The following is a 21,498-nucleotide window of genomic DNA, read 5'->3' as shown; positions in this document are numbered from 1 at the left end:
CGTCAGACGTGCTCGGCGGAGACGAGCTCCCCGAAGACGACCGAGCGGTTATCGGTGTGGAAGATCTCCGAGCACGTCGTCAGGGTGAGGAGGGCTTCGCGGGGCTTGGCCTTGGAGCGCCCTCCGGGCCTGTCCTTGGCCTTCTCGGGGACCGGGGCGATCACCCAGATGTCGGAGAAGTCGACGATCGTGTCCGTCCCGGAGCCGCGCAGCTCGTACGTGTAGACATGCGTACGGGTCTCCACATAGACCGTGTCGCCGGCCCGCAGGTCAGGGAAGTCCTTGAACGGCTGTCCGTTGGTGATGCGGTGCCCCGCCACGGCGAAGTTGCCGAGCTGCCCAGGGCGCTGGGTGTCCGGGAAGTGGCCGACGCCGGAGGTGAGTGCGGAGTCGTCGACGCCCTCGACCACCGGTACCTCGAAGTCCTTGCCGAACCGTGGGATCCGGAGGACGGCCATCGCCTCGCCGATCTCCAGGTCGTCCTCGGTCGCGTCACCCTGACGGTTGTCGCGCCAGCCGTCCGCGAGGGCGACGGCCATCTCGCCCTGACGCTGCTTCGCGACGATGTTGGTGCCGATGTACTTCCAGGCGAACCAGCCGGCACTCGCGACGAGGACCAGCGTCAGCAGCGTGGCGAGCATCCGGGTCGGCCGCAGGCGGGGTGTGGGCTTGAGCTCGGGGCGCTCGCGGCGCGGTGGAGTGGTCTGCGTCGGCACGATCCCTCCTCGGTAGCCACGCCCCGTCGGCACGGGGTAACGAATGTCACATCCAGGGTGACACGGGCGCCGCAACGCCCGTTCCCCGCCCTGTGTTCCCGGGAGGTTCCGGCACGACACCCCCGTCCGAACCGCCCGGCTGCTTGACCTGAGCCCCAGATGCGTTCATCATCGACGGCGAAGGCTTGACTCCCTGGGTTGAAATCTGCCCGGGTTGACGTCTAGACTCATTCTTTGCGCTGCCTGCACTCTGCCCACTCACCCCTTGACCTGGGTGATTTGGCATGGGTTCGGTCGGTGCCGCAACCCGGGAACTGCGAGCCTTCTGGAAGGACCCCTCTTGGCTTCCTCGCGCACTGCCGCCGCCTCTGCCACCATCAACCCCCGTCGTGTCTCCTTCGCCAAGATCTCTGAGCCCCTCGAGGTGCCCGAGCTTCTGTCGCTCCAGACAGACAGCTTCTCGTGGCTGATCGGGGACGAGATCTGGAAGGCGTCCGTCGAGCAGCAGCTGGCCGCCGGGCGTACGGACGTTTCGACGAAGTCCGGTCTGGAGGAGATCTTCGAAGAGATCTCTCCGATCGAGGACTTCTCCGAGACCATGTCGCTGTCGTTCCGCGACCACCGTTTCGAGCCGCCCAAGAACTCGGTCGAAGACTGCAAGGACCGCGACGTCACCTACGCCGCGCCCCTGTTCGTCACCGCCGAGTTCATGAACAACGAGACCGGTGAGATCAAGAGCCAGACCGTCTTCATGGGGGACTTCCCCCTGATGACGGACAAGGGCACCTTCATCATCAACGGGACCGAGCGTGTCGTCGTCTCGCAACTCGTCCGTTCGCCGGGCGTCTACTTCGAGCGCACGCCGGACAAGACGAGCGACAAGGACATCTACACCGCGAAGGTCATCCCTTCGCGCGGCGCCTGGCTCGAGTTCGAGATCGACAAGCGTGACCAGGTCGGCGTCCGGCTCGACCGCAAGCGCAAGCAGAGCGTCACGGTGCTCCTCAAGGCGCTCGGCTGGACCGAGGCGCAGATCCTCGAGGAGTTCGGCCAGTACGACTCGATCCGCGCGACCCTGGAGAAGGACCACACGTCCGGCCAGGACGAGGCGCTGCTCGATATCTACCGCAAGCTGCGTCCGGGTGAGCCGCCGACGACCGAGGCCGCCCAGCAGCTCCTCGACAACTACTACTTCAACCCCAAGCGTTACGACCTCGCCAAGGTCGGCCGCTACAAGATCAACAAGAAGCTCGGCACGGACGAGGCCTTCGACCAGCAGACGCTGACCATCGAGGACATCGTCTCGACGATCAAGTACATCGTCGCGCTGCACGCTGGCGAGACCGAGCTCGAGATGCCGGCCGGGACGGCCTTCGTCGAGGCCGACGACATCGACCACTTCGGCAACCGTCGCCTGCGCAGCGTCGGCGAGCTCATCCAGAACCAGCTCCGTACGGGTCTGGCCCGCATGGAGCGGGTCGTCCGCGAGCGGATGACGACCCAGGACGTCGAGGCGATCACGCCGCAGACCCTGATCAACATCCGCCCCGTCGTGGCGGCGCTGAAGGAGTTCTTCGGCACCTCGCAGCTGTCGCAGTTCATGGACCAGAACAACCCGCTTGCGGGCCTGACGCACAAGCGTCGTCTCTCGGCCCTCGGCCCGGGTGGTCTCTCGCGTGAGCGCGCCGGCTACGAGGTCCGTGACGTCCACCCGTCGCACTACGGCCGCATGTGCCCGATCGAGACCCCCGAGGGTCCCAACATCGGTCTGATCGGCTCGCTGGCGTCGTACGGTCGCATCAACCCGTTCGGCTTCGTCGAGACTCCCTACCGCAGGGTCGACGGCATCCGGGTCACCGAGCAGATCGACTACCTGACCGCGAGTGACGAGGACCGTTACGTCATCGCGCAGGCCAACTCGCGCCTCGAGGAGGACGGCACCTTCGCGGAGGACCGCGTCCTGGTCCGCCAGCGCGGCGGCGAGGCCGAGCTGGTCCCGGCCGCCGAGGTCGACTACATGGACGTCTCGCCGCGCCAGATGGTGTCGGTCGCGACCGCGCTGATCCCGTTCCTGGAGCACGACGACGCCAACCGCGCGCTCATGGGCTCCAACATGCAGCGTCAGTCCGTCCCGCTGATCCGCAACGACGCGCCGCTGGTCGGCACCGGCATGGAGTTCCGTGCCGCCGTCGACGCCGGTGACGTCACCGTGGCCAAGGCCCCGGGCGTCGTGACCGAGGTCTGCGCCGACTACGTCGAGGTCATGCAGGACGACGGCACCTACAAGACCTACCGCATGTCGAAGTTCACGCGCTCCAACCAGGGCACGTGCATCAACCAGCGTCCGCTGGTGCGTGAGGGCGACCGTCTCGTGAAGGGGTCGCCGATCGCCGACGGTCCCTGCACCGACGAGGGCGAGATGGCTCTCGGGTCCAACCTCCTGGTCGCGTTCATGCCGTGGCAGGGCCACAACTACGAGGACGCGATCATCCTCTCCCAGCGTGTCGTCCAGGACGACCTGCTGACCTCGATCCACATCGAGGAGCACGAGGTCGACGCCCGCGACACCAAGCTGGGCCCGGAAGAGATCACCCGCGACATCCCGAACGTCAGCGACGAGATGCTCGCTGACCTCGACGAGCGCGGCATCATCCGCATCGGCGCCGAGGTCTCCAACGGCGACATCCTCGTCGGCAAGGTCACGCCGAAGGGCGAGACCGAGCTGACCCCCGAGGAGCGTCTGCTCCGCGCGATCTTCGGCGAGAAGGCGCGCGAGGTCCGCGACACCTCGCTCAAGGTTCCCCACGGCGAGTCCGGCACGGTCATCGGTGTCCGGGTCTTCGACCGCGAGGAGGGCGACGAGCTGCCGCCGGGCGTCAACCAGCTGGTGCGCGTGTACGTCGCGCAGAAGCGCAAGATCTCCGATGGTGACAAGCTTGCCGGCCGTCACGGCAACAAGGGCGTCATCTCCAAGATCCTGCCGGTCGAGGACATGCCGTTCATGTCCGACGGCACCGCGGTCGACATCATCCTGAACCCGCTCGGCGTGCCGGGCCGTATGAACGTCGGTCAGGTCCTCGAGACCCACCTCGGGTGGGTCGCGAAGGCCGGCTGGGACATCGGCGACGCCAAGGACGAGTGGGCCGAGCGCCTGCGCGGGATCGGCGCCGACCGTTCCCCGATGGACTCCAACGTCGCCACCCCGGTCTTCGACGGTGCGCGCGAGGACGAGATCCAGGGCCTCCTGGAGTGGACGCTCCCCAACCGTGACGGCGAGCGCATGGTCGGTCGCGACGGCAAGGCGCGTCTGTTCGACGGACGTACGGGCGAGCCGTTCCCGGACCCGGTCTCGGTCGGCTACATGTACATCCTGAAGCTGCACCACCTGGTCGACGACAAGATCCACGCCCGTTCGACCGGTCCGTACTCGATGATCACGCAGCAGCCGCTGGGTGGTAAGGCGCAGTTCGGTGGACAGCGATTCGGTGAGATGGAGGTGTGGGCCCTCGAGGCGTACGGTGCCGCGTACGCACTGCAGGAGCTCCTCACCATCAAGTCCGACGACATCCTCGGACGCGTCAAGGTCTACGAGGCCATCGTCAAGGGCGAGAACGTCCCCGAGCCGGGTATCCCGGAGTCGTTCAAGGTTCTCGTCAAGGAGATGCAGTCGCTCTGCCTGAACGTCGAGGTGCTGTCGAGCGACGGCACCGCGGTGGAGATGCGCGACGCCGAGGAAGACGTGTTCAGGGCCGCTGAAGAGCTCGGGATCGATCTCTCCCGTCGCGAGCCCGCCAGCGTCGAGGAGGTCTGAGCCGCGGGGGCGCGGCACTCTCTTGAGTCCGCGCCCCGCCTCCGACCTCGTCTACAGATTTTTCATCACGAAGGAAAGAAGACAACGTGCTCGACGTGAACTTCTTCGATCAGCTCAAGATCGGCCTTGCCACCGCCGACCAGATCCGTGCGTGGTCGCACGGTGAGGTGAAGAAGCCCGAGACGATCAACTACCGCACGCTCAAGCCCGAGCGCGACGGTCTGTTCTGCGAGAAGATCTTCGGTCCCACCCGGGACTGGGAGTGCTACTGCGGCAAGTACAAGCGTGTCCGCTTCAAGGGCATTATCTGCGAGCGCTGCGGCGTCGAGGTGACCCGCTCCAAGGTGCGTCGTGAGCGCATGGGCCACATCGAGCTCGCCGCTCCGGTCACCCACATCTGGTACTTCAAGGGTGTGCCCAGCCGCCTCGGCTACCTGCTCGACCTCGCCCCGAAGGACCTCGAGAAGGTCATCTACTTCGCTGCGTACATGATCACGCGCGTCGACGAGGATGCTCGCCACCGCGACCTGCCCTCGCTCGAGGCCAAGATCGACGTCGAGCGCAAGAACCTCGAGTCGCGTCGCGACAACAACATCGAGCAGCGCATGAAGAAGTTCGAGGAGGACCTCGGCGCGCTGGAGGCAGAGGGCGCCAAGGCCGACGCCAAGCGCAAGGTCAAGGACGCTGCCGAGCGCGAGGTCAAGCAGATCCGCGACCGCGCGCAGCGTGAGATCGACCGTCTCGACGAGGTCTGGAGCCGCTTCAAGAACCTCAAGGTCCAGGACCTCGAGGGCGACGAGCTGCTCTACCGCGAGATGACGTACCGCTTCGGCAAGTACTTCGAGGGCTACATGGGCGCGGCAGCGATCCAGAAGCGCCTCCAGGACTTCGACCTCCCGGCAGAGGCCGAGAGCCTCAAGGTGACGATCGCGACCGGCAAGGGCCAGCGCAAGACGCGTGCCCTCAAGCGGCTCAAGGTCGTCTCGGCGTTCATGACCGGCGACAACAACCCCGCCGGCATGGTGCTCGACGCGGTCCCGGTGATCCCGCCGGAGCTGCGCCCGATGGTCCAGCTCGACGGTGGACGTTTCGCGACCAGCGACCTGAACGACCTCTACCGCCGCGTGATCAACCGCAACAACCGGCTCAAGCGACTGCTCGACCTCGGTGCGCCGGAGATCATCGTCAACAACGAGAAGCGGATGCTCCAGGAGGCCGTCGACTCGCTGTTCGACAACGGCCGTCGTGGTCGCCCGGTCACCGGACCGGGCAACCGCCCGCTGAAGTCGATCTCCGACATGCTCAAGGGCAAGCAGGGTCGATTCCGCCAGAACCTCCTCGGCAAGCGCGTCGACTACTCGGGCCGTTCGGTCATCGTCGTCGGCCCGCAGCTCAAGCTGCACCAGTGCGGCCTGCCGAAGCAGATGGCGATCGAGCTGTTCAAGCCGTTCGTCATGAAGCGTCTGGTCGACCTCAACCACGCCCAGAACATCAAGTCGGCCAAGCGCATGGTGGAGCGTGGTGCGCGCGCCGAGGTGTGGGACGTCCTCGAAGAGGTCATCGCCGAGCACCCGGTGCTGCTCAACCGTGCGCCCACCCTGCACCGACTGGGCATCCAGGCGTTCGAGCCGCAGCTGATCGAGGGCAAGGCCATCCAGATCCACCCGCTCGTGTGCTCGGCGTTCAACGCCGACTTCGACGGTGACCAGATGGCCGTCCACCTGCCGCTGTCGGCCGAGGCGCAGGCCGAGGCCCGCATCCTCATGTTGTCGACCAACAACATCCTCAAGCCGGCTGACGGCCGTCCGGTCACCATGCCCACGCAGGACATGGTCATCGGGCTGTACTTCCTCACGCTCGAGCGTGACGGACATCCGGGCGAGGGACGTGCCTTCTCGTCGGCCGCCGAGGCACGGATGGCGTTCGACCGCGGCGACATCACGCTGCAGAGCAAGGTCAAGATCCGCTTCCCGGAGGTCGTCCCGCCCGAGGACGTCGAGGTCCCCGAGGGGTGGAGCGTCGGCCAGCCGCTCACGCTCGACACGACGCTGGGTCGCGTGCTCTTCAACGAGGCGCTCCCGGTCGACTACGCGTACGTGAACTACCAGGTCGGCAAGAAGCAGCTCGGCGTGATCGTCAACGACCTCGCCGAGCGCTACAGCAAGGTCGAGGTCGCTGCGTCCCTCGACGCGCTGAAGGACACAGGCTTCCACTGGGCGACCCGGTCCGGCGTCACGATCTCGATCGAGGACGTCGTCACCCCGGAGCGCAAGCAGGAGATCCTCGCCACGTACGAGGACCAGGCAGCCAAGGTCCAGAAGCAGTTCGAGCGCGGACTGATCACCGATGACGAGCGTCGTAGCGAGCTCATCGAGATCTGGACCCAGGCGACCAACGAGGTCTCCGCCGAGATGGAGAAGACCTTCACCGAGGACAACCCGATCTGGATGATGATCCAGTCCGGTGCCCGCGGCAACATGATGCAGATGCGTCAGATCGCCGCGATGCGAGGCCTGGTGGCCAACCCGAAGGGCGAGATCATCCCGCGCCCGATCAAGGCCAACTACCGTGAGGGCCTGTCGGTCGTCGAGTACTTCATCGCGACCCACGGCGCTCGTAAGGGCCTGGCCGACACCGCTCTGCGTACGGCCGACTCGGGCTACCTGACGCGTCGCCTGGTCGACGTCAGCCAGGACGTCATCATCCGTGAGGAGGACTGCGGCACCGAGCGTGGTCTGCCCAAGCGGATCGCCGAGCGCCTCGACGACGGACGCCTGATCCTCGCCGAGAACGTTGAGACCTCCGCCTACGCGCGCAACGCCGCCACGGAGATCACCCACCCCAAGACGGGTGAGGTGCTTGTCGAGGCCGGCGGCGACCTCGGTGACCCCGAGATCGCGGCGCTCGTCGAGGCGGGCATCGACGAGATCAAGGTCCGTACGGTCCTGACCTGCGACGCCAAGACCGGCACCTGCGCGAAGTGCTACGGCCGTTCGCTGGCGACCGGCAAGCTCGTCGACATCGGTGAGGCCGTCGGCACCATCGCGGCCCAGTCGATCGGTGAGCCCGGCACCCAGCTGACGATGCGTACCTTCCACACCGGTGGTGTGGCCGGTGACGACATCACGCACGGTCTGCCGCGTGTCGTCGAGCTCTTCGAGGCCCGCCAGCCCAAGGGCCGGGCGCCGATCTCGGATGCCGCCGGTCGGGTCCAGATCGACGACAGCGACAAGGCGCGCAAGATCGTCGTCGTGCCGCACGACGGGTCCGAGCCGCACGAGTACCCAGTCTCCAAGCGCTCGCGACTGCTGATCGCGGACGGCGAGGAGGTCGAGGTCGGACAGCAGCTCACGCACGGTACGCCCGATCCGCAGGAGGTCCTGCGCATCCTCGGCGTCCGTCGGGCGCAGGAGCACCTCGTGGACGAGGTCCAGGAGGTCTACCGCAGCCAGGGCGTGGCGATCCACGACAAGCACATCGAGATCATCGTGCGGCAGATGCTGCGTCGCGTCACGGTCATCGACCAGGGCGAGACCACGCTGCTGCCGGGCGACCTGCACGATCGTGCGACGTTCGAGGAGGCGAACCGCCGCGTCGTCGCCGAGGGCGGGCAGCCGGCTTCTGGCCGTCCGGTGCTGATGGGCATCACCAAGGCCTCGCTCGCGGTCGAGTCGTGGCTGAGTGCGGCGTCCTTCCAGGAGACGACCCGCGTCCTCACGGAGGCGGCGATCCAGGGCAAGTCGGATCAGCTCCGTGGCCTCAAGGAGAACATCATCATCGGCAAGCTGATCCCGGCGGGCACCGGCCTCGAGCGGTACCGCAACGTCCGGGTGGAGCCCACCGAAGAGGCACGCCAGGCCGCGTACGCGGTCACCGGCTACGAGACGTACGACTACGACTTCGGCAACACCGGAGGCCAGTCGGTCGCGCTCGACGACTTCGACTTCGGCAGCTTCTCGGGCTGACGTACGAGGTCTGACGAGGGCCCCGGGCGCGGATCTTTCCGCTCCCGGGGCCCTCGTGCGTTCCCACAGGACACTTCTCAGGTGCTCTCAGGGCATGCTCAGGATCGGCTGGTTACGTCGGGGCGATGTCTACGACGCTGATCCAGCCCCCCGCTGCGGCGACCGCCGACTCGAGCACCCCGGTGGAGCGCCGCAAGGCCCGCGACCCTCTCCTCGACAACGCCCGCTACTGGGTGATGCTCCTCGTGGTGGCCGGCCACGGCCTCCAGTACCTGCTCGACGTTCCCGACGCCCGCGGCACCTACACGTGGATCTACGCGTTCCACATGCCGGCCTTCGTGCTGATCTCCGGCTACGTCGCCCGCCGGTACGAGGGCTCTCCCAAGCAGGTACGCACGATGCTCACGAGCCTCGTGCTGCCGTACGTGGGACTCAACGTGGCGCTCGACGGGTTCCGCGCCCTGCTCGACGATGAGCCGCTGGCGGTCAACCTGCTTGATCCGGCATGGTCGACGTGGTTCCTGATCGCGCTGTTCGTGTGGCGGTTGTCCTCGCCGGTGTGGCGCGTCGTCCGCGCGCCGGTGCTCGTCTCCGTCGTGGTGAGCCTGGTCGCCGGGCTGTGGCAGGTCGGTGACGTGCTGTCGATCCACCGCATCCTCGGCCTGCTGCCGTTCTACGTCGCGGGGATGTACCTGCGCCCCGAGCACTTCGCGCTGCTGCGCCGTCCCGCGGTGCGGGTCGCGTCGGTGGTCGCCCTCGCCGGGACACTCGGCTGGTGCCTGCTGCGCCACGAGGGTTGGTACGTCTCGTGGCTGTACTGGCGCGACGCCTACGCGGACGCGCCGCTGGATGCCGACGCCTTCGGCGGGCTGGCGACGCGCGCAGGCCTGCTGGTGACCGGGTTCGCGCTGAGCGCGGCGGTGCTCTCTGTCGTGCCGGCTCGGCGCGACCGTACCAGCGACCTCGGACGCCACACGATGAATGCGTACGTCCTGCACGGGTTCGTGCTGATCCTGCTGGCCCACCTGGGCGTGTTCAGCGCGCTGGCCACCTGGGGCGCGCTGTCCGTGCCCGTCGTCCTCGTGGGCTCGGTGCTCCTCGGCACGGCGCTGATGTCAGCGCCGGTCGCGCGGTTGGTCAGCCCCGTGGTGACCCCTCAGCTGCGATGGGCGTTCAGGGATCAGCGCGCGGGCGGCGTGTAGAACAGCGCGATGTAGTTGCCGCGCCCTGCCTGCGTGAACGTCGCCGAGACGGTCGGACCACCCTTGGGCGTCACGGCCCGGTAGGTGGTGCTGATCTCGGTGCGGTCCTCGATGACGTCCTGGGTGGGGGCGCCGGCCGTGCTGTAGGCGAGCACGTAGCTTCGGGCGACCGCGTCGGCGTTGACGCCTCGCTCGACCAGCAGGCTGTCGAACAACGGGTGGTCGCCGGAGAGCAGGAGCGCCGAGTCCTCGCGCAGCGTCCAGCGATCCGTCCCCAGGGTGCCGCCGGTCGTGACCGGACGCGACACCGGGAACTCCGGCCACTTCGCCTCGACCGCGGGAGCGGCGGGCAGGGGAGTCGTGGTGGCGGGGACCGGGGTGGGCTCGGGGACCTCCGGGCGCTCGCCCTCGCCCGGCGTGTCGGTGCTCTCGTCGAGGGCCTCCCACACCGGACGCATGTCGGGCGGGTCGGTCTGGATGACGGTCACCGTCATCACAGGCTTGCCCTGCGAGCCGGCGGGGGACTGCTTGGTCCGCATGTTGCCTGGGTCGACCGTCGCGATCACGCGGACGCCCAGGTCATCGGTCGTACGACCAGTCACATCGAGGTCGCAGCCGCTGTAGAGGTCGTTCGTGACCGTGCAGAAGCGTGACCACTCCTCCGGGTCCAGCTGAAGCTCCGGGACGAGGGTGGCGACCTGGCCGATCACCTCCGAGAAGGCCTCGCCGGGGTCGCCGTCGACGCGCAGCAGCGACGTCGTCGTGTCAGGCTCGGGCGCCTCCTCGAGAAGCGAGAAGGTGTCGTCCGTCGGAAGCGGGTTCGGAGGCTCGGTCGGGGTCGGCGTCGTCTCCTCGGGATGCTCGGCGGCCTCGGCGGCGGCCTCGATCGCCGCCCGACGCTGCGCCTCGACGAGCACCGGCGCGTAGGCGGCGAGCAGCGTCGTGCTGCGGCGGCGTACGAGAGGTCCCAGCTGGGTCGTGCCCTCCGGGACGGTGAGCGAGAACGCGATGGGAGTGCCTGCGAAGGTCTCGTGCTGGCCGACGTCGACCTTCAAGCCGGCGTGGGTGCTCTCGGTGGGGTCCGGTGGTGAGGGTGTGAGGGGACTGCACCCCGACAGACCAACAGCCACGGCCGTCGCGAGAGCCGCGACAACGACCGACCGATACATCCCGTTCACCTCCGAGTCAGAACCCCGATCACCCTAGGGCAACGACGTCGTGTGTCGAACAAGTGCCCGTGGCGCCGTATTGTCAGGTACGCAACACCGCCGCCGCTGCCGTGTCCGCACACTCCTGAGGAGCGCCGATGTCGTTCTCTGCCCCCACGACACCCGAGAGCATCTTCACGTACGGATCGCCACGGCTGAAATTCGGTGCCGGTGCGAGCGCCGAGCTGGGCTACGAGCTCGCGTCGCTGGGCGTGCGGCGGGCCCTTCTCGTCACCGACCGCGGCCTGGACGCGACGGGCATCCCCGCACGCGTGGCGGAGCAGGTGGCGGCCGAGTCCGTCGAGCTCGTCGTGTACGCCGACACGCACGTGGAGCCGACCGACGCCAGCCTCAACGACGCGATCGACTTCGCCCGCGCCCACGGCCCGTTCGACGCCGTGGTGGCCCTTGGCGGTGGATCCAGCATCGACACCGCGAAGGCGGTGAACCTGCTCACGACCAACGACGGCGACCTCATGGACTACCTCAACGTCCCGGTCGGTGCCGGCCGCGCCCCGGCCAAGGCGCTGCTGCCGCTGATCGCGCTCCCGACCACGACAGGGACGGGCAGCGAGAGCACCACCATCTGTGTGCTCGACGTCCTCGCCCAGCACGTCAAGACCGGCATCAGCCACCCGAGGCTGCGACCCGAGCTGGCGATCATCGACCCCGAGCTCACGCTGAGCCAGCCGGCGGGCGTCACCGCGGCCAGCGGCATGGACATCCTGTGCCACGCGCTCGAGAGCTATACCGCGCGACCGTTCAGCTCGTACGAGCGCAAGCGTCCCGAGCAGCGGGTCCCATACTGCGGCGCCAACCCGATCTCTGACATGTGGGCCGAGAAGTCGCTGAGCCTCCTCGCGTCGTCGTTCCGTACGGCGGTCCGCGAGGGCAGCAACGTCCCGGCGCGAGAGGAGATGGCGTTGGCGGCGACGTTCGCGGGGATGGGGTTCGGCAACGCCGGCGTCCACATCCCGCACGCGAACGCCTATCCGATCGCCGGACAGGTGCGCGACTTCCGTCCGGAGGGATACCCGCAGGACGAGGCGATGGTGCCCCACGGGATGGCGGTCTCGCTGACGGCCCCCGAGGCCTTCCGCTTCACCTTCGACGCAGCGCCCGAACGTCACGTCCGCGCCGCCGAGCTGCTCGACCCGGCGGCCGAGCGGCCCGCTGACCTCGCCGACTTCCTGCCGAGCGTCCTCGTGCGCCTGATGCGCGACATCGGCATCCCGGCGGGCGTCGGCGCCGTCGGCTTCGACAAGGCCGATATCGGTGCGCTCGTCGAAGGAACGATGAAGCAGCAGAGGCTCCTCGCGACCGCGCCCAAGCCCGTCGGGCCCGAAGACGTGACGGGCATCTTCGAGCGTTCCCTCACCCTGTGGTGAGGCTGATGCTCGGCTGTACACAGGGCAGGTCGGACCCGTTTTGACCCCTCACCGGCCACCCGGTAGTCTTGGACATTGTGCCGTGGACTCACTGTCCGCGTGCACCGATTCGTGTGTCACCACACCGTCGGTCGATTCGTACGACTGGTTCTCCGGAGCCGGGGTACGGACGGGTGCAGGGCCACGAGAAGCACCACCTACCATCGCACGTCGCGGTGGCGTCGCGCCTGAGGCGCGACGCCCAGGGCGACGCCTGCGGGGGAGGCCGCACGAAAACCGCACGACTCAAGAGCCGGACAGCAGAAAGAAGCATGTAGTGCCAACGATCCAGCAGTTGGTCCGAAAGGGCCGTCAGGACAAGGTGGCGAAGACCAAGACGCCCGCCCTGAAGGGTTCGCCGCAGCGCCGTGGAGTGTGCACCCGCGTGTACACGACGACGCCGAAGAAGCCGAACTCCGCGCTGCGGAAGGTTGCTCGTGTTCGTCTGAGCAGCGGGATCGAGGTCACGGCCTACATCCCCGGTGAGGGCCACAACCTGCAGGAGCACTCCATCGTGCTCGTGCGCGGCGGTCGTGTGAAGGACCTCCCGGGTGTCCGCTACAAGATCATCCGCGGCGCGCTGGACACCCAGGGTGTCAAGAGCCGCAAGCAGGCTCGCAGCCGCTACGGGACGAAGAAGGAGAAGAGCTGATGCCGCGCAAGGGACCCGCGCCGAAGCGCCCGATCGAGGCCGACCCCGTCTACTCGAGCCCTCTGGTCACGCAGCTGATCAACAAGGTGCTTGAGGACGGCAAGAAGCAGGTCGCGCAGCGCATCGTCTACTCCGCGCTCGAGGGCACCCGCGAGAAGACCGGCACCGACCCGGTCATCACGCTCAAGCGTGCACTCGACAACGTCAAGCCGACCCTCGAGGTCAAGTCCCGCCGCGTCGGCGGTGCGACCTACCAGGTTCCGATCGAGGTCCGCGCCGTCCGCGCGAACACCCTCGCCCTTCGCTGGCTCGTCCGGTTCTCCAGCGAGCGTCGCGAGAAGACCATGGCGGAGCGCCTGATGAACGAGCTGCTCGATGCCAGCAACGGCCTCGGCGGCGCCGTCAAGAAGCGTGAGGACACGCACAAGATGGCCGAGGCCAACAAGGCCTTCGCCCACTACCGCTGGTGACGAGGTGCCGCCGGCCCGTCCGCGGGCCTGCGGCACTCATCGCCTGATTCGACTCACGACAGCAAGGGAAGTCAGCCAAGGTGGCCGTAGACATCACCACCAACCTCGCCACGGTGCGCAACATCGGCATCATGGCGCACATCGATGCGGGCAAGACGACGACGACCGAGCGCATCCTGTTCTACACCGGCATCACCTACAAAATCGGTGAAGTCCACGAGGGCGCAGCCACGATGGACTGGATGGAGCAGGAGCAGGAGCGCGGCATCACGATCACGTCCGCCGCGACGACCTGCTGGTGGAAGAACCACCAGATCAACATCATCGACACGCCTGGTCACGTCGACTTCACCGTCGAGGTGGAGCGCTCGCTGCGCGTGCTCGACGGCGCGGTCGCCGTGTTCGACGGCGTCGCCGGTGTCGAGCCGCAGTCGCAGACCGTCTGGCGCCAGGCCAACAAGTACCGCGTGCCGCGGATGTGCTTCGTCAACAAGCTCGACCGCACCGGTGCCGACTTCTTCTACTGCGTCGACACGATCGTCGAGCGCCTGAACGCCAACCCGGCGGTCCTGCAGATCCCGATCGGTGCGGAGTCGGACTTCCTCGGTGTCGTCGACCTCGTCGGCATGCGCGCGCTCACGTGGCGCGGCGAGACCGAGATCGGTGAGGACTACACGGTCGAGGAGATCCCGGCCGAGCTCGCCGACCAGGCCGCCGAGTACCGCGAGAAGCTCATCGAGACCGTCGCGACCGCTGACGACGACCTCATGGAGCTCTACCTCGAGGGCGAGGACATCGATGTCGACACGCTGAAGGCCGCGATCCGTCGCGCCACGCTGGCCGACAAGATCGTCCCGGTCCTGTGCGGCACCGCGTTCAAGAACAAGGGCGTCCAGCCCCTGCTTGACGCGGTCGTCGACTACCTCCCCTCGCCGATGGACGTCGGCTCGGTCGCCGGTCACAAGGTCGGCGACGAGGACACCGAGATCATGCGTGAGCCCAGCGAGGAGGAGCCCTTCTCCGCCCTGGCGTTCAAGATCGCGGCCGACCCGCACCTCGGCAAGCTGACCTACGTCCGTCTCTACTCGGGCCGCCTGGAGGCCGGGACCCAGGTCCTGAACTCCGTCAAGGGCCGCAAGGAGCGGATCGGCAAGATCTACCAGATGCACGCCAACAAGCGTGAGGAGATCGCGTCGGTCGGCGCCGGCCAGATCGTCGCCGTGATGGGTCTCAAGGACACCACCACGGGTGAGACGCTGGCCGATCCGAGCAACCCGGTGGTGCTCGAGTCGATGACCTTCCCGGCTCCGGTGATCCAGGTCGCCATTGAGCCCAAGACCAAGAGCGACCAGGAGAAGCTCGGCATCGCGATCCAGCGTCTCGCCGAGGAGGACCCGACGTTCACGGTCCACACCGACGAGGAGACCGGGCAGACCATCATCGCCGGTATGGGCGAGCTGCACCTGGACATCCTCGTGGACCGCATGAAGCGCGAGTTCCGCGTCGAGGCCAACGTCGGCAAGCCGCAGGTCGCGTACCGCGAGACCATCAAGCGCAAGGTCGACAAGGTCTCGTACACCCACAAGAAGCAGACCGGTGGTTCGGGCCAGTTCGCCAAGGTCCTCATCAGCATCGAGCCCACGGGCCCGGTCGTTGGTGGCGAGGGCGGCTACGAGTTCGTCAACGAGATCACCGGTGGACGCGTCCCGCGGGAGTACATTCCCGCCGTCGACGAGGGCGCGCAGGAAGCCATGGAGTTCGGCGTTCTCGCCGGATATCCCATGGTCGACGTCAAGGTGTCGCTGACCGACGGTCAGTACCACGACGTCGACTCGTCCGAGCTCGCCTTCAAGATCGCCGGTTCGATGGCGTTCAAGGAGGCGGCACGCAAGGCAGACCCGGTGCTCCTCGAGCCGATGTTCAAGGTCGAGGTCACCACCCCTGAGTCCTATCTGGGCGACGTCATCGGCGACATCAACTCTCGCCGTGGACAGATCCAGCAGATGACGGAACGGTCCGGTGACCGGGTCGTCGAGGCACTCGTTCCGCTCTCTGAGATGTTCGGATACGTCGGAGACCTCCGGTCGAAGACGTCGGGGCAGGCGTCGTACTCCATGGAGTTCGACTCCTACGCCGAGGTTCCCAAGAGCGTCGCAGAAGAGATCATCAAGAAGGCCAGGGGCGAGTGATCGCTGGCCTGACCTAGGCTTCGATCAGCTCAACCGCACGGCGCAAAGCATCATTCAATCGAGGAGGAGCCCCAGTGGCTAAGGCGAAGTTCGAGCGGACTAAGCCGCACATGAACATCGGCACCATCGGTCACATCGACCACGGTAAGACGACGCTGACCGCGGCGATTACCAAGGTGCTGCATGACAAGTACCCCGACCTGAACGAGGCTTCGGCCTTCGATCAGATCGACAAGGCTCCTGAGGAGCGCCAGCGCGGTATCACGATCTCGATCTCTCACGTTGAGTACCAGACCGAGAACCGTCACTACGCGCACGTCGATTGCCCGGGGCACGCCGACTACGTGAAGAACATGATCACGGGTGCGGCTCAGATGGACGGCGCGATCCTCGTGGTCGCCGCCACCGACGGCCCGATGCCGCAGACCCGCGAGCACGTGCTGCTCGCGCGCCAGGTCGGCGTGCCGGCCATGGTCGTCGCGCTCAACAAGTGCGACATGGTCGACGACGAGGAGCTCATCGAGCTCGTCGAGCTCGAGGTCCGTGAGCTCCTCAACGATCAGGAGTTCGACGGCGACAACGTCCCGGTCGTCCGCGTGGCCGCCTTCCCGGCGCTCAACGGCGACGCCAAGTGGGGCGAGTCGATCCTCGAGCTGATGAACGCTGTCGACGAGTACATCCCCGAGCCCCCGCGTGAGACGGACAAGCCGTTCCTCATGCCGGTCGAGGATGTCTTCACGATCACCGGTCGCGGCACCGTCATCACGGGTCGTATCGAGCGCGGCATCGTCAAGCTCAACGACACCGTCGACATCGTCGGCATCCGTCCGGAGAAGCAGACCTCGACCGTCACCGGCATCGAGATGTTCCGCAAGCTCCTCGACGAGGGCCAGGCAGGCGAGAACGTCGGCCTCCTGCTTCGTGGCACGAAGCGCGAGGACGTCGAGCGCGGCATGGTCGTGATCGCACCGGGCACGACGACTCCCCACACGGAGTTCGAGGGCCAGGTCTACATCCTGTCGAAGGAGGAGGGCGGCCGTCACACGCCGTTCTTCAACAACTACCGCCCGCAGTTCTACTTCCGCACCACGGACGTCACCGGCGTCGTCACGCTGCCTGAGGGCACCGAGATGGTCATGCCGGGCGACAACACCGAGATGTCGGTTCAGCTGATCCAGCCGATCGCGATGGACGAGGGTCTTCGTTTCGCGATTCGCGAGGGTGGTCGTACGGTCGGCGCTGGTCGCGTCACCAAGATCAACAAGTGATCCGGTCCCGGGTCTGACCCGGGTTCGATCTCTGCACGAGGGCCCCGTCCTGCTGACAAGCAGGGCGGGGCCCTCGTCGTACGCCCCGTGGCCGACTTCCCCTGGACGAATGGGGCGTTGGTCACGGCGAAGAAGGGTGCCGGCGACGTATCGTGAGGGCGTGGGACACGACCATGCGCACGGGACGCCGTCGGCTCGGCAGCGGCCGCGGCTGGCCTTCGTCCTCGGCCTGACCGTCCTGGTCCTGCTCGTCGAGGTCGTCGTCGCGGTGCTGACCGGGAGCCTGGCTCTGCTCGCCGATGCCGGACACATGCTGAGCGACACGTTCGGGCTCGTCATGGCGCTCATCGCGGTCACGGTCGCCCAGCGGGCAGGCAGCCCACGACGCACGTTCGGCAACCACCGCACCGAGATCCTCGCCGCAGGCGCGAACGGCCTGGTCTTGCTCGTGCTGTGCGTATGGATCGTGGTGTCGGCGATCGGTCGCCTCGGCGACGCGCCTCACATCGACTCACCCTTCATGCTCGGCGCTGGCGTTCTCGGCCTGGCTGCCAACGTGGTCGGCCTGCTGGTGCTGCGGGCCGGGGCGAAGGAGAGCCTCAACGTCAAGGGTGCCTACCTCGAGGTGCTCGGCGATGCGTTCGGCTCGGTCGCGGTGATCGTCGCCGCGGGCGTGATCGCGGTGACCGGCTGGTACGACGCCGACCCGGTGGCGTCCCTCGTCATCGCCGCGCTCATCCTGCCGCGTGCGTTCGGGCTCCTGCGCGATGTCGTGGACGTCCTCCTGGAGTCGACGCCTCGTGGGCTGGATCTCGAGGAGCTGCGGACCCACATGACGGAGGTGCCGGGTGTCGTCGACGTGCACGACCTTCACGTCTGGACGATCACGTCCGGCATGCCTGTGATGTCGGCCCACGTCGTGGTCGACGACGACGTGCTCGGCACCGATGCGGGCCACAGCGTGCTGGACCGCCTGCGCAGCTGCCTGTCCGACCATTTCGACGTCGAGCATTCGACGTTCCAGCTCGAGCCGGCCGCGCACGCGGAGACCGAGCAGCACACCCACCGGTGACGATCCCCAGTACGCACCGACGGGACGGTCAGCGTCCGCCCGCGGCACGCCAGACACGGTCGCGGGACAGCGGCAGGTCGGTGATCCGTACGCCGATCGCGTCGCGGACGGCGTTCGCGAGGGCCGCGGCGACGGGGTTGTACGGAGACTCGCTCATCGACTTCGCTCCGTACGGGCCGAGCGCGTCCGAGGTCGACGCGAACAGCACCTCAGTCGTGGGCACGTCCACGATCTGAGGGACGTGGTAGGTCCGCAGGACCGGTGTCTGTACGACCCCGCCCTCGTCGACGACGACCTCTTCGAAGAGTGCCGTCCCTATGCCCTGGGCGACGCCGCCCTCGATCTGTCCACGACACTGTTCGGGGTTGACGACGACACCGGCGTCGGCGGCGTGGACCGAACGGAGGATCCGTACCTCTCCGGTCTCGACGTCGACCGCCAGCGCGAACGCCTGGACGTTGAACGCGATCGAGCGCGGGGATCCGCCTGCCGTCGCCGATCCGACGAGGCCGACCGTCGGTCGTCCCTCCGCACGCGCGGCACGCACCTGCGCGAGGAGATCGTCGGCCGCCGAGGTCAGCGCCCTCCCCGCGACCACGATCCCGGTCGACCCGAACGCGCCGGTGTCGTGCGCGACCGTGCGGGTGCCGCCAGAGACGAGTCGGATCCGATCGCTCGTCGTCCCGAGCGCCTGCGCGACGAGCTGGACGTGCGCGGTGGACGTGCCGTTGCCGAACTCCGCGGAGCCGACCGACGCCTCGTACGTCCCGTCAGCGAGGAGGCGGACCTGCGCTGACGCGTGGTGACCGCGCGGCGGGATGGTGTCGATCATCGCCATCGCCATCCCGCGGCCGGTGCGCCACTGCGGGCCGGTGGGGGTGGAAGCGAGGTCGCGTGCGACCGCCTCCCGGGCGAGGGCGAGGCACTCGCGCGCGCCGTGGCTGCCGTACTGGACGTCGTCGTGCTCGCTGGACCACGAGACCATCGGGTCGCCCGGGACGACCACGTTGCGAGCGCGCAGCTCGTACGGGTCGATGCCGGACATCCGCGCCAGCTCGTCGAGGACCTGCTCGATCGCGAAGACCAGCTGGCCCAGCCCGTACCCGCGGAACGCGCCCGACGGCACCGCGTTCGTGTAGACCACCTCGCCGCGTACCCTCTTGTGCGGGCACCGGTAGGCCGCGATCGACTCGTTGCAGCCGTGGAACAGCACGCCGGGGCCGTGGTTGCCGTACGCGCCGGTGTCCGAGAGGACGTCGACGTCGAGAGCGGTGAGGAGTCCGTCGACGTCCACGCCGGCGCGGACGTGGATCCGCATCGGGTGCCGGACGGTGGTGGCGGTGAGCTGCTCGGTACGGCTCAGCTCGAGCTGGACGGCGCGCCCGGTCCGCAGGACCGCTAGTGCCACCAGATCTTCGACGAGCATCTCCTGCTTGGCGCCGAACCCGCCACCGACCCGGTTCGTGACCACCTCGATCCGCTCACGCGGCAGCCCGAGCAGGGCCGCGAGCTCGTCGCGGACGAGGAACGGCACCTGGCTGCTGGTCCGGACCACGAGCACGCCGTCGTCTGCGAGCCATCCCACCGCGCCGTGCGTCTCGAGGTGGGTCGCCTGGACGCGGGCGGTCGTGAACGTCGCCTCGTAGGCATGCGCCGCGGCGGCGAGACCCTCCTCGACCGATCCGGACTCGGCGGCGATCGCCGCGACGACGTTGCGGGCGGGGTCGGCAATGCCCGACTCCGGCCCCTTGTCGGCATGGAGCAGGGGAGCGCCCGGGCTGCGGGCACGCTCCGGGTCGACGACGGCGGGGAGCTCCTCGTACGAGACGGCAACGAGGTCGCGTGCACGTTGCGCGGCGTGCGGTGTCGTCGCGACGACGAGGGCGACCCGCTGGCCGACAAAGCGGACGACCGTGTCCAGCACCCGGGTGTCACGGGGGTCGTCGTCGCGCAGGTGGTGACGACCGGTCGAGAACAGGCTGTCGGGGACGTCGGCGTGGGTGAGGACGGCGACGACGTCGGGATCGGCGAGGGCCCGCGAGGTGTCGACCCGGACGATGCGGGCGTGGGCGTACGGCGATCGGACGACGGCGCCGTGCAGTGTGCCGCTCAGCGTCTCGTCCAGCGTGAACGGCTGGCGACCCCGCACGACGGCGGGCCCGGCGGGTGAGCCGACGCTGCGCCCCACCGGGTTGCGCGTAGGCTCGAGCTCGACGTTCGTCGCGCCTGCCAGTGCGTCGCGCACGGAGCGGTAGCCGGTGCAGCGGCAGAGGTTGCCCTTGAGGAGGCGGTCCACGTCGTCGCCCTCGTCGGGGCCGAGGCACGACGCCGTGACGACCATCCCCGCGGTGCAGAAGCCGCACTGGAACCCCTGGGCCTTGAGGAACCGGCGGGCGGTGCCCCCGGTCTCGTCGCCGGGCGACAGGCCGGCGGCCGTGATGACCTCGTGGCCATCCGCCCGCACCGCCGGGACCAGGCAGGAGTGCACCGGAGCCCGGTCGAGCAGCACGCTGCACGCCCCACAGTCGCCGGAGTCGCACCCCTTCTTGACGTCCGTGTGACCCTGCTCGCGAAGGTACGTCCGCAGGCACTGGCCCGGGCGAGGCGCTGCCTCGACGGCGACCCCGTTGACGAGTGTCGTCATCGCAGCGCCTCGATCGTACGGAGCGCCTCGGCGCCGAGCGCGTGCGTCTGCTGGCGGCGCCAGTCGGTAGCGCCGTGGACGTCGCCGAGCCACGCGTCCTCAGGGATCGCCTGCTCCAGCGCCTCGTGCCAGCCCGCCCGCGTCGGGGCGAGGTCGAACGCGAGCACGTACGGTCTGGCGGTGGCGCCGGTCACCGAGACCACCGCACCGTCGTCGGTGCGTCGCGCGACGACGACGGCCGCCGACCGCCCGCGGGCCGACAGCGATGCGCGAAGGAAGGCTGTCGGGGCGACCAGCGCCCCTGCGGGTACGTGGAACGCCCGCACGACCTCACCCGGCGCCAGCGAGGTCGTCCCGACGCCGGTCACGAGGGCGTCGACGCTCGTGGTCCGCGTCGTGCCGTCGGGGCTCCAGAGCAGGACGGTCGTCCCGAGCGCGCTGAGCACCGACGTCATCGCGCCCGCGGGCAGTGCCAGGCACACGTTGCCTCCGACGGTGGCGTCGTGCCAGACCTTGAACGACGCCACGAGCGCGTCGACCGCGCAGCGCACCAGCGGCCCGAAGGTCCACGGACCGGGGAAGGTGACCGCTGGACGGGCGCGGATCCCGCCCAGCCGCAGCAGGGGAGCGGGGTCACCGGCTGCCGCGGCGAGCGTCCCCAGCGTGCAGGTCGCGCCGATCTCGAGGGCGTCGTCGTGGAGGACGAGGGGCGGCCAGTCGAGCGCCGTCAGGTCGAGGAGTCGTCGTACACCGGGCTGGGGCTCGGAGAAGAGAGACGTTCCGCCCGCCACGTAGGCGTCGCCGGGGCGCCAGCGCGCGAGCGCGGAGGCGTCCGTCAGGGGGATCCAGGCGTCGACGTCGACGAGGTCCATGA

General features: G+C 68.2%; 13 protein-coding genes. 9 read left to right on the top strand and 4 right to left on the bottom strand.

The features are described 5' to 3' along the window. Positions 1-2 precede the first annotated feature (2 nt). Entirely contained in the window at positions 3-716 is a 714-nt protein-coding gene (locus tag H4N58_RS16655; protein ID WP_167251617.1) for a class E sortase, read from the bottom strand. 340 nt (positions 717-1,056) lie between these two features. Between H4N58_RS16655 and rpoB the strand changes: the two genes are divergently transcribed. The 3 genes from rpoB (at position 1,057) to H4N58_RS16640 (ending at position 9,694) form a co-directional block, all read left to right on the top strand. Continuing rightward, positions 1,057-4,527, top strand: a complete 3,471-nt coding sequence (gene rpoB, locus H4N58_RS16650; protein ID WP_167005731.1) for a DNA-directed RNA polymerase subunit beta — start codon at positions 1,057-1,059, stop codon at positions 4,525-4,527. Positions 4,528-4,613: 86 nt separating this feature from the next. Beyond that, positions 4,614-8,492: a DNA-directed RNA polymerase subunit beta' gene (locus H4N58_RS16645; RefSeq protein WP_167005728.1), complete on the top strand. Its 3,879-nt coding sequence runs from the start codon at positions 4,614-4,616 to the stop codon at positions 8,490-8,492. A gap of 125 nt (positions 8,493-8,617) precedes the next feature. Further along, the gene (locus tag H4N58_RS16640; protein ID WP_167251619.1) at positions 8,618-9,694 is read left to right on the top strand and encodes an acyltransferase family protein; all 1,077 of its coding nucleotides are present in this window, start codon (positions 8,618-8,620) and stop codon (positions 9,692-9,694) included. Here the strand turns inward: H4N58_RS16640 and H4N58_RS16635 are convergent. Beyond that, on the bottom strand, positions 9,673-10,749 hold the full coding sequence (locus tag H4N58_RS16635; protein WP_167251620.1) for a hypothetical protein: 1,077 nt from the start codon (positions 10,747-10,749) through the stop codon (positions 9,673-9,675). The genes H4N58_RS16640 and H4N58_RS16635 overlap by 22 nt on opposite strands. Before the next feature lie 251 nt (positions 10,750-11,000). On the opposite strand from H4N58_RS16635, the gene H4N58_RS16630 reads away from it, so the two are divergent. The 6 genes from H4N58_RS16630 (at position 11,001) to H4N58_RS16605 (ending at position 17,980) form a co-directional block, all read left to right on the top strand. Continuing rightward, a complete protein-coding gene (locus H4N58_RS16630; protein ID WP_167251622.1) occupies positions 11,001-12,290 on the top strand; it encodes a hydroxyacid-oxoacid transhydrogenase in 1,290 nt (429 codons plus the stop codon). A gap of 316 nt (positions 12,291-12,606) precedes the next feature. Continuing rightward, on the top strand, positions 12,607-12,981 hold the full coding sequence (rpsL, locus tag H4N58_RS16625) for a 30S ribosomal protein S12 (protein ID WP_167005716.1): 375 nt from the start codon (positions 12,607-12,609) through the stop codon (positions 12,979-12,981). Further along, the gene (rpsG, locus tag H4N58_RS16620) at positions 12,981-13,451 is read left to right on the top strand and encodes a 30S ribosomal protein S7 (RefSeq protein WP_167005713.1); all 471 of its coding nucleotides are present in this window, start codon (positions 12,981-12,983) and stop codon (positions 13,449-13,451) included. Before rpsL ends, rpsG begins: the two co-directional genes overlap by 1 nt. Before the next feature lie 80 nt (positions 13,452-13,531). Continuing rightward, positions 13,532-15,640, top strand: a complete 2,109-nt coding sequence (gene fusA, locus H4N58_RS16615; protein ID WP_167005711.1) for an elongation factor G — start codon at positions 13,532-13,534, stop codon at positions 15,638-15,640. A 74-nt stretch (positions 15,641-15,714) separates the two neighbouring features. After that, on the top strand, positions 15,715-16,908 hold the full coding sequence (gene tuf, locus H4N58_RS16610) for an elongation factor Tu (protein ID WP_167005708.1): 1,194 nt from the start codon (positions 15,715-15,717) through the stop codon (positions 16,906-16,908). A 160-nt stretch (positions 16,909-17,068) separates the two neighbouring features. Further along, the gene (locus tag H4N58_RS16605; RefSeq protein WP_167251624.1) at positions 17,069-17,980 is read left to right on the top strand and encodes a cation diffusion facilitator family transporter; all 912 of its coding nucleotides are present in this window, start codon (positions 17,069-17,071) and stop codon (positions 17,978-17,980) included. Between the two features lie 28 nt (positions 17,981-18,008). On the opposite strand, the gene H4N58_RS16600 is transcribed toward H4N58_RS16605, so the two are convergent. Together H4N58_RS16600 and H4N58_RS16595 are read right to left on the bottom strand one after the other, a co-directional pair. Next, positions 18,009-20,624 carry a molybdopterin cofactor-binding domain-containing protein gene (locus H4N58_RS16600; RefSeq protein ID WP_167251626.1) on the bottom strand — a complete coding sequence of 872 codons (2,616 nt, stop codon included), beginning with the start codon at positions 20,622-20,624 and terminating at the stop codon, positions 18,009-18,011. Further along, the gene (locus H4N58_RS16595) at positions 20,621-21,496 is read right to left on the bottom strand and encodes an FAD binding domain-containing protein (RefSeq protein ID WP_167251628.1); all 876 of its coding nucleotides are present in this window, start codon (positions 21,494-21,496) and stop codon (positions 20,621-20,623) included. The genes H4N58_RS16600 and H4N58_RS16595 overlap by 4 nt, the downstream gene beginning before the upstream one ends. Positions 21,497-21,498 lie beyond the last annotated feature (2 nt).

Source organism: Mumia sp. ZJ1417 (assembly GCF_014127285.1).
GTDB lineage: Bacteria > Actinomycetota > Actinomycetes > Propionibacteriales > Nocardioidaceae > Mumia.
The sequence above is the reverse complement of the archived record's forward strand: the minus strand, read 5'-3'. Positions and strand labels throughout refer to the sequence as shown.

Coding starts and splice junctions, on each gene's coding strand:
- H4N58_RS16595 (WP_167251628.1), bottom strand. CDS start 21,496: ATGGACCTCGTCGACGTCGACGCCTGGATCCCCCTGACGGACGCCTCC.
- H4N58_RS16640 (WP_167251619.1), top strand. CDS start 8,618: ATGTCTACGACGCTGATCCAGCCCCCCGCTGCGGCGACCGCCGACTCG.
- H4N58_RS16630 (WP_167251622.1), top strand. CDS start 11,001: ATGTCGTTCTCTGCCCCCACGACACCCGAGAGCATCTTCACGTACGGA.
- rpsG (WP_167005713.1), top strand. CDS start 12,981: ATGCCGCGCAAGGGACCCGCGCCGAAGCGCCCGATCGAGGCCGACCCC.
- H4N58_RS16600 (WP_167251626.1), bottom strand. CDS start 20,624: ATGACGACACTCGTCAACGGGGTCGCCGTCGAGGCAGCGCCTCGCCCG.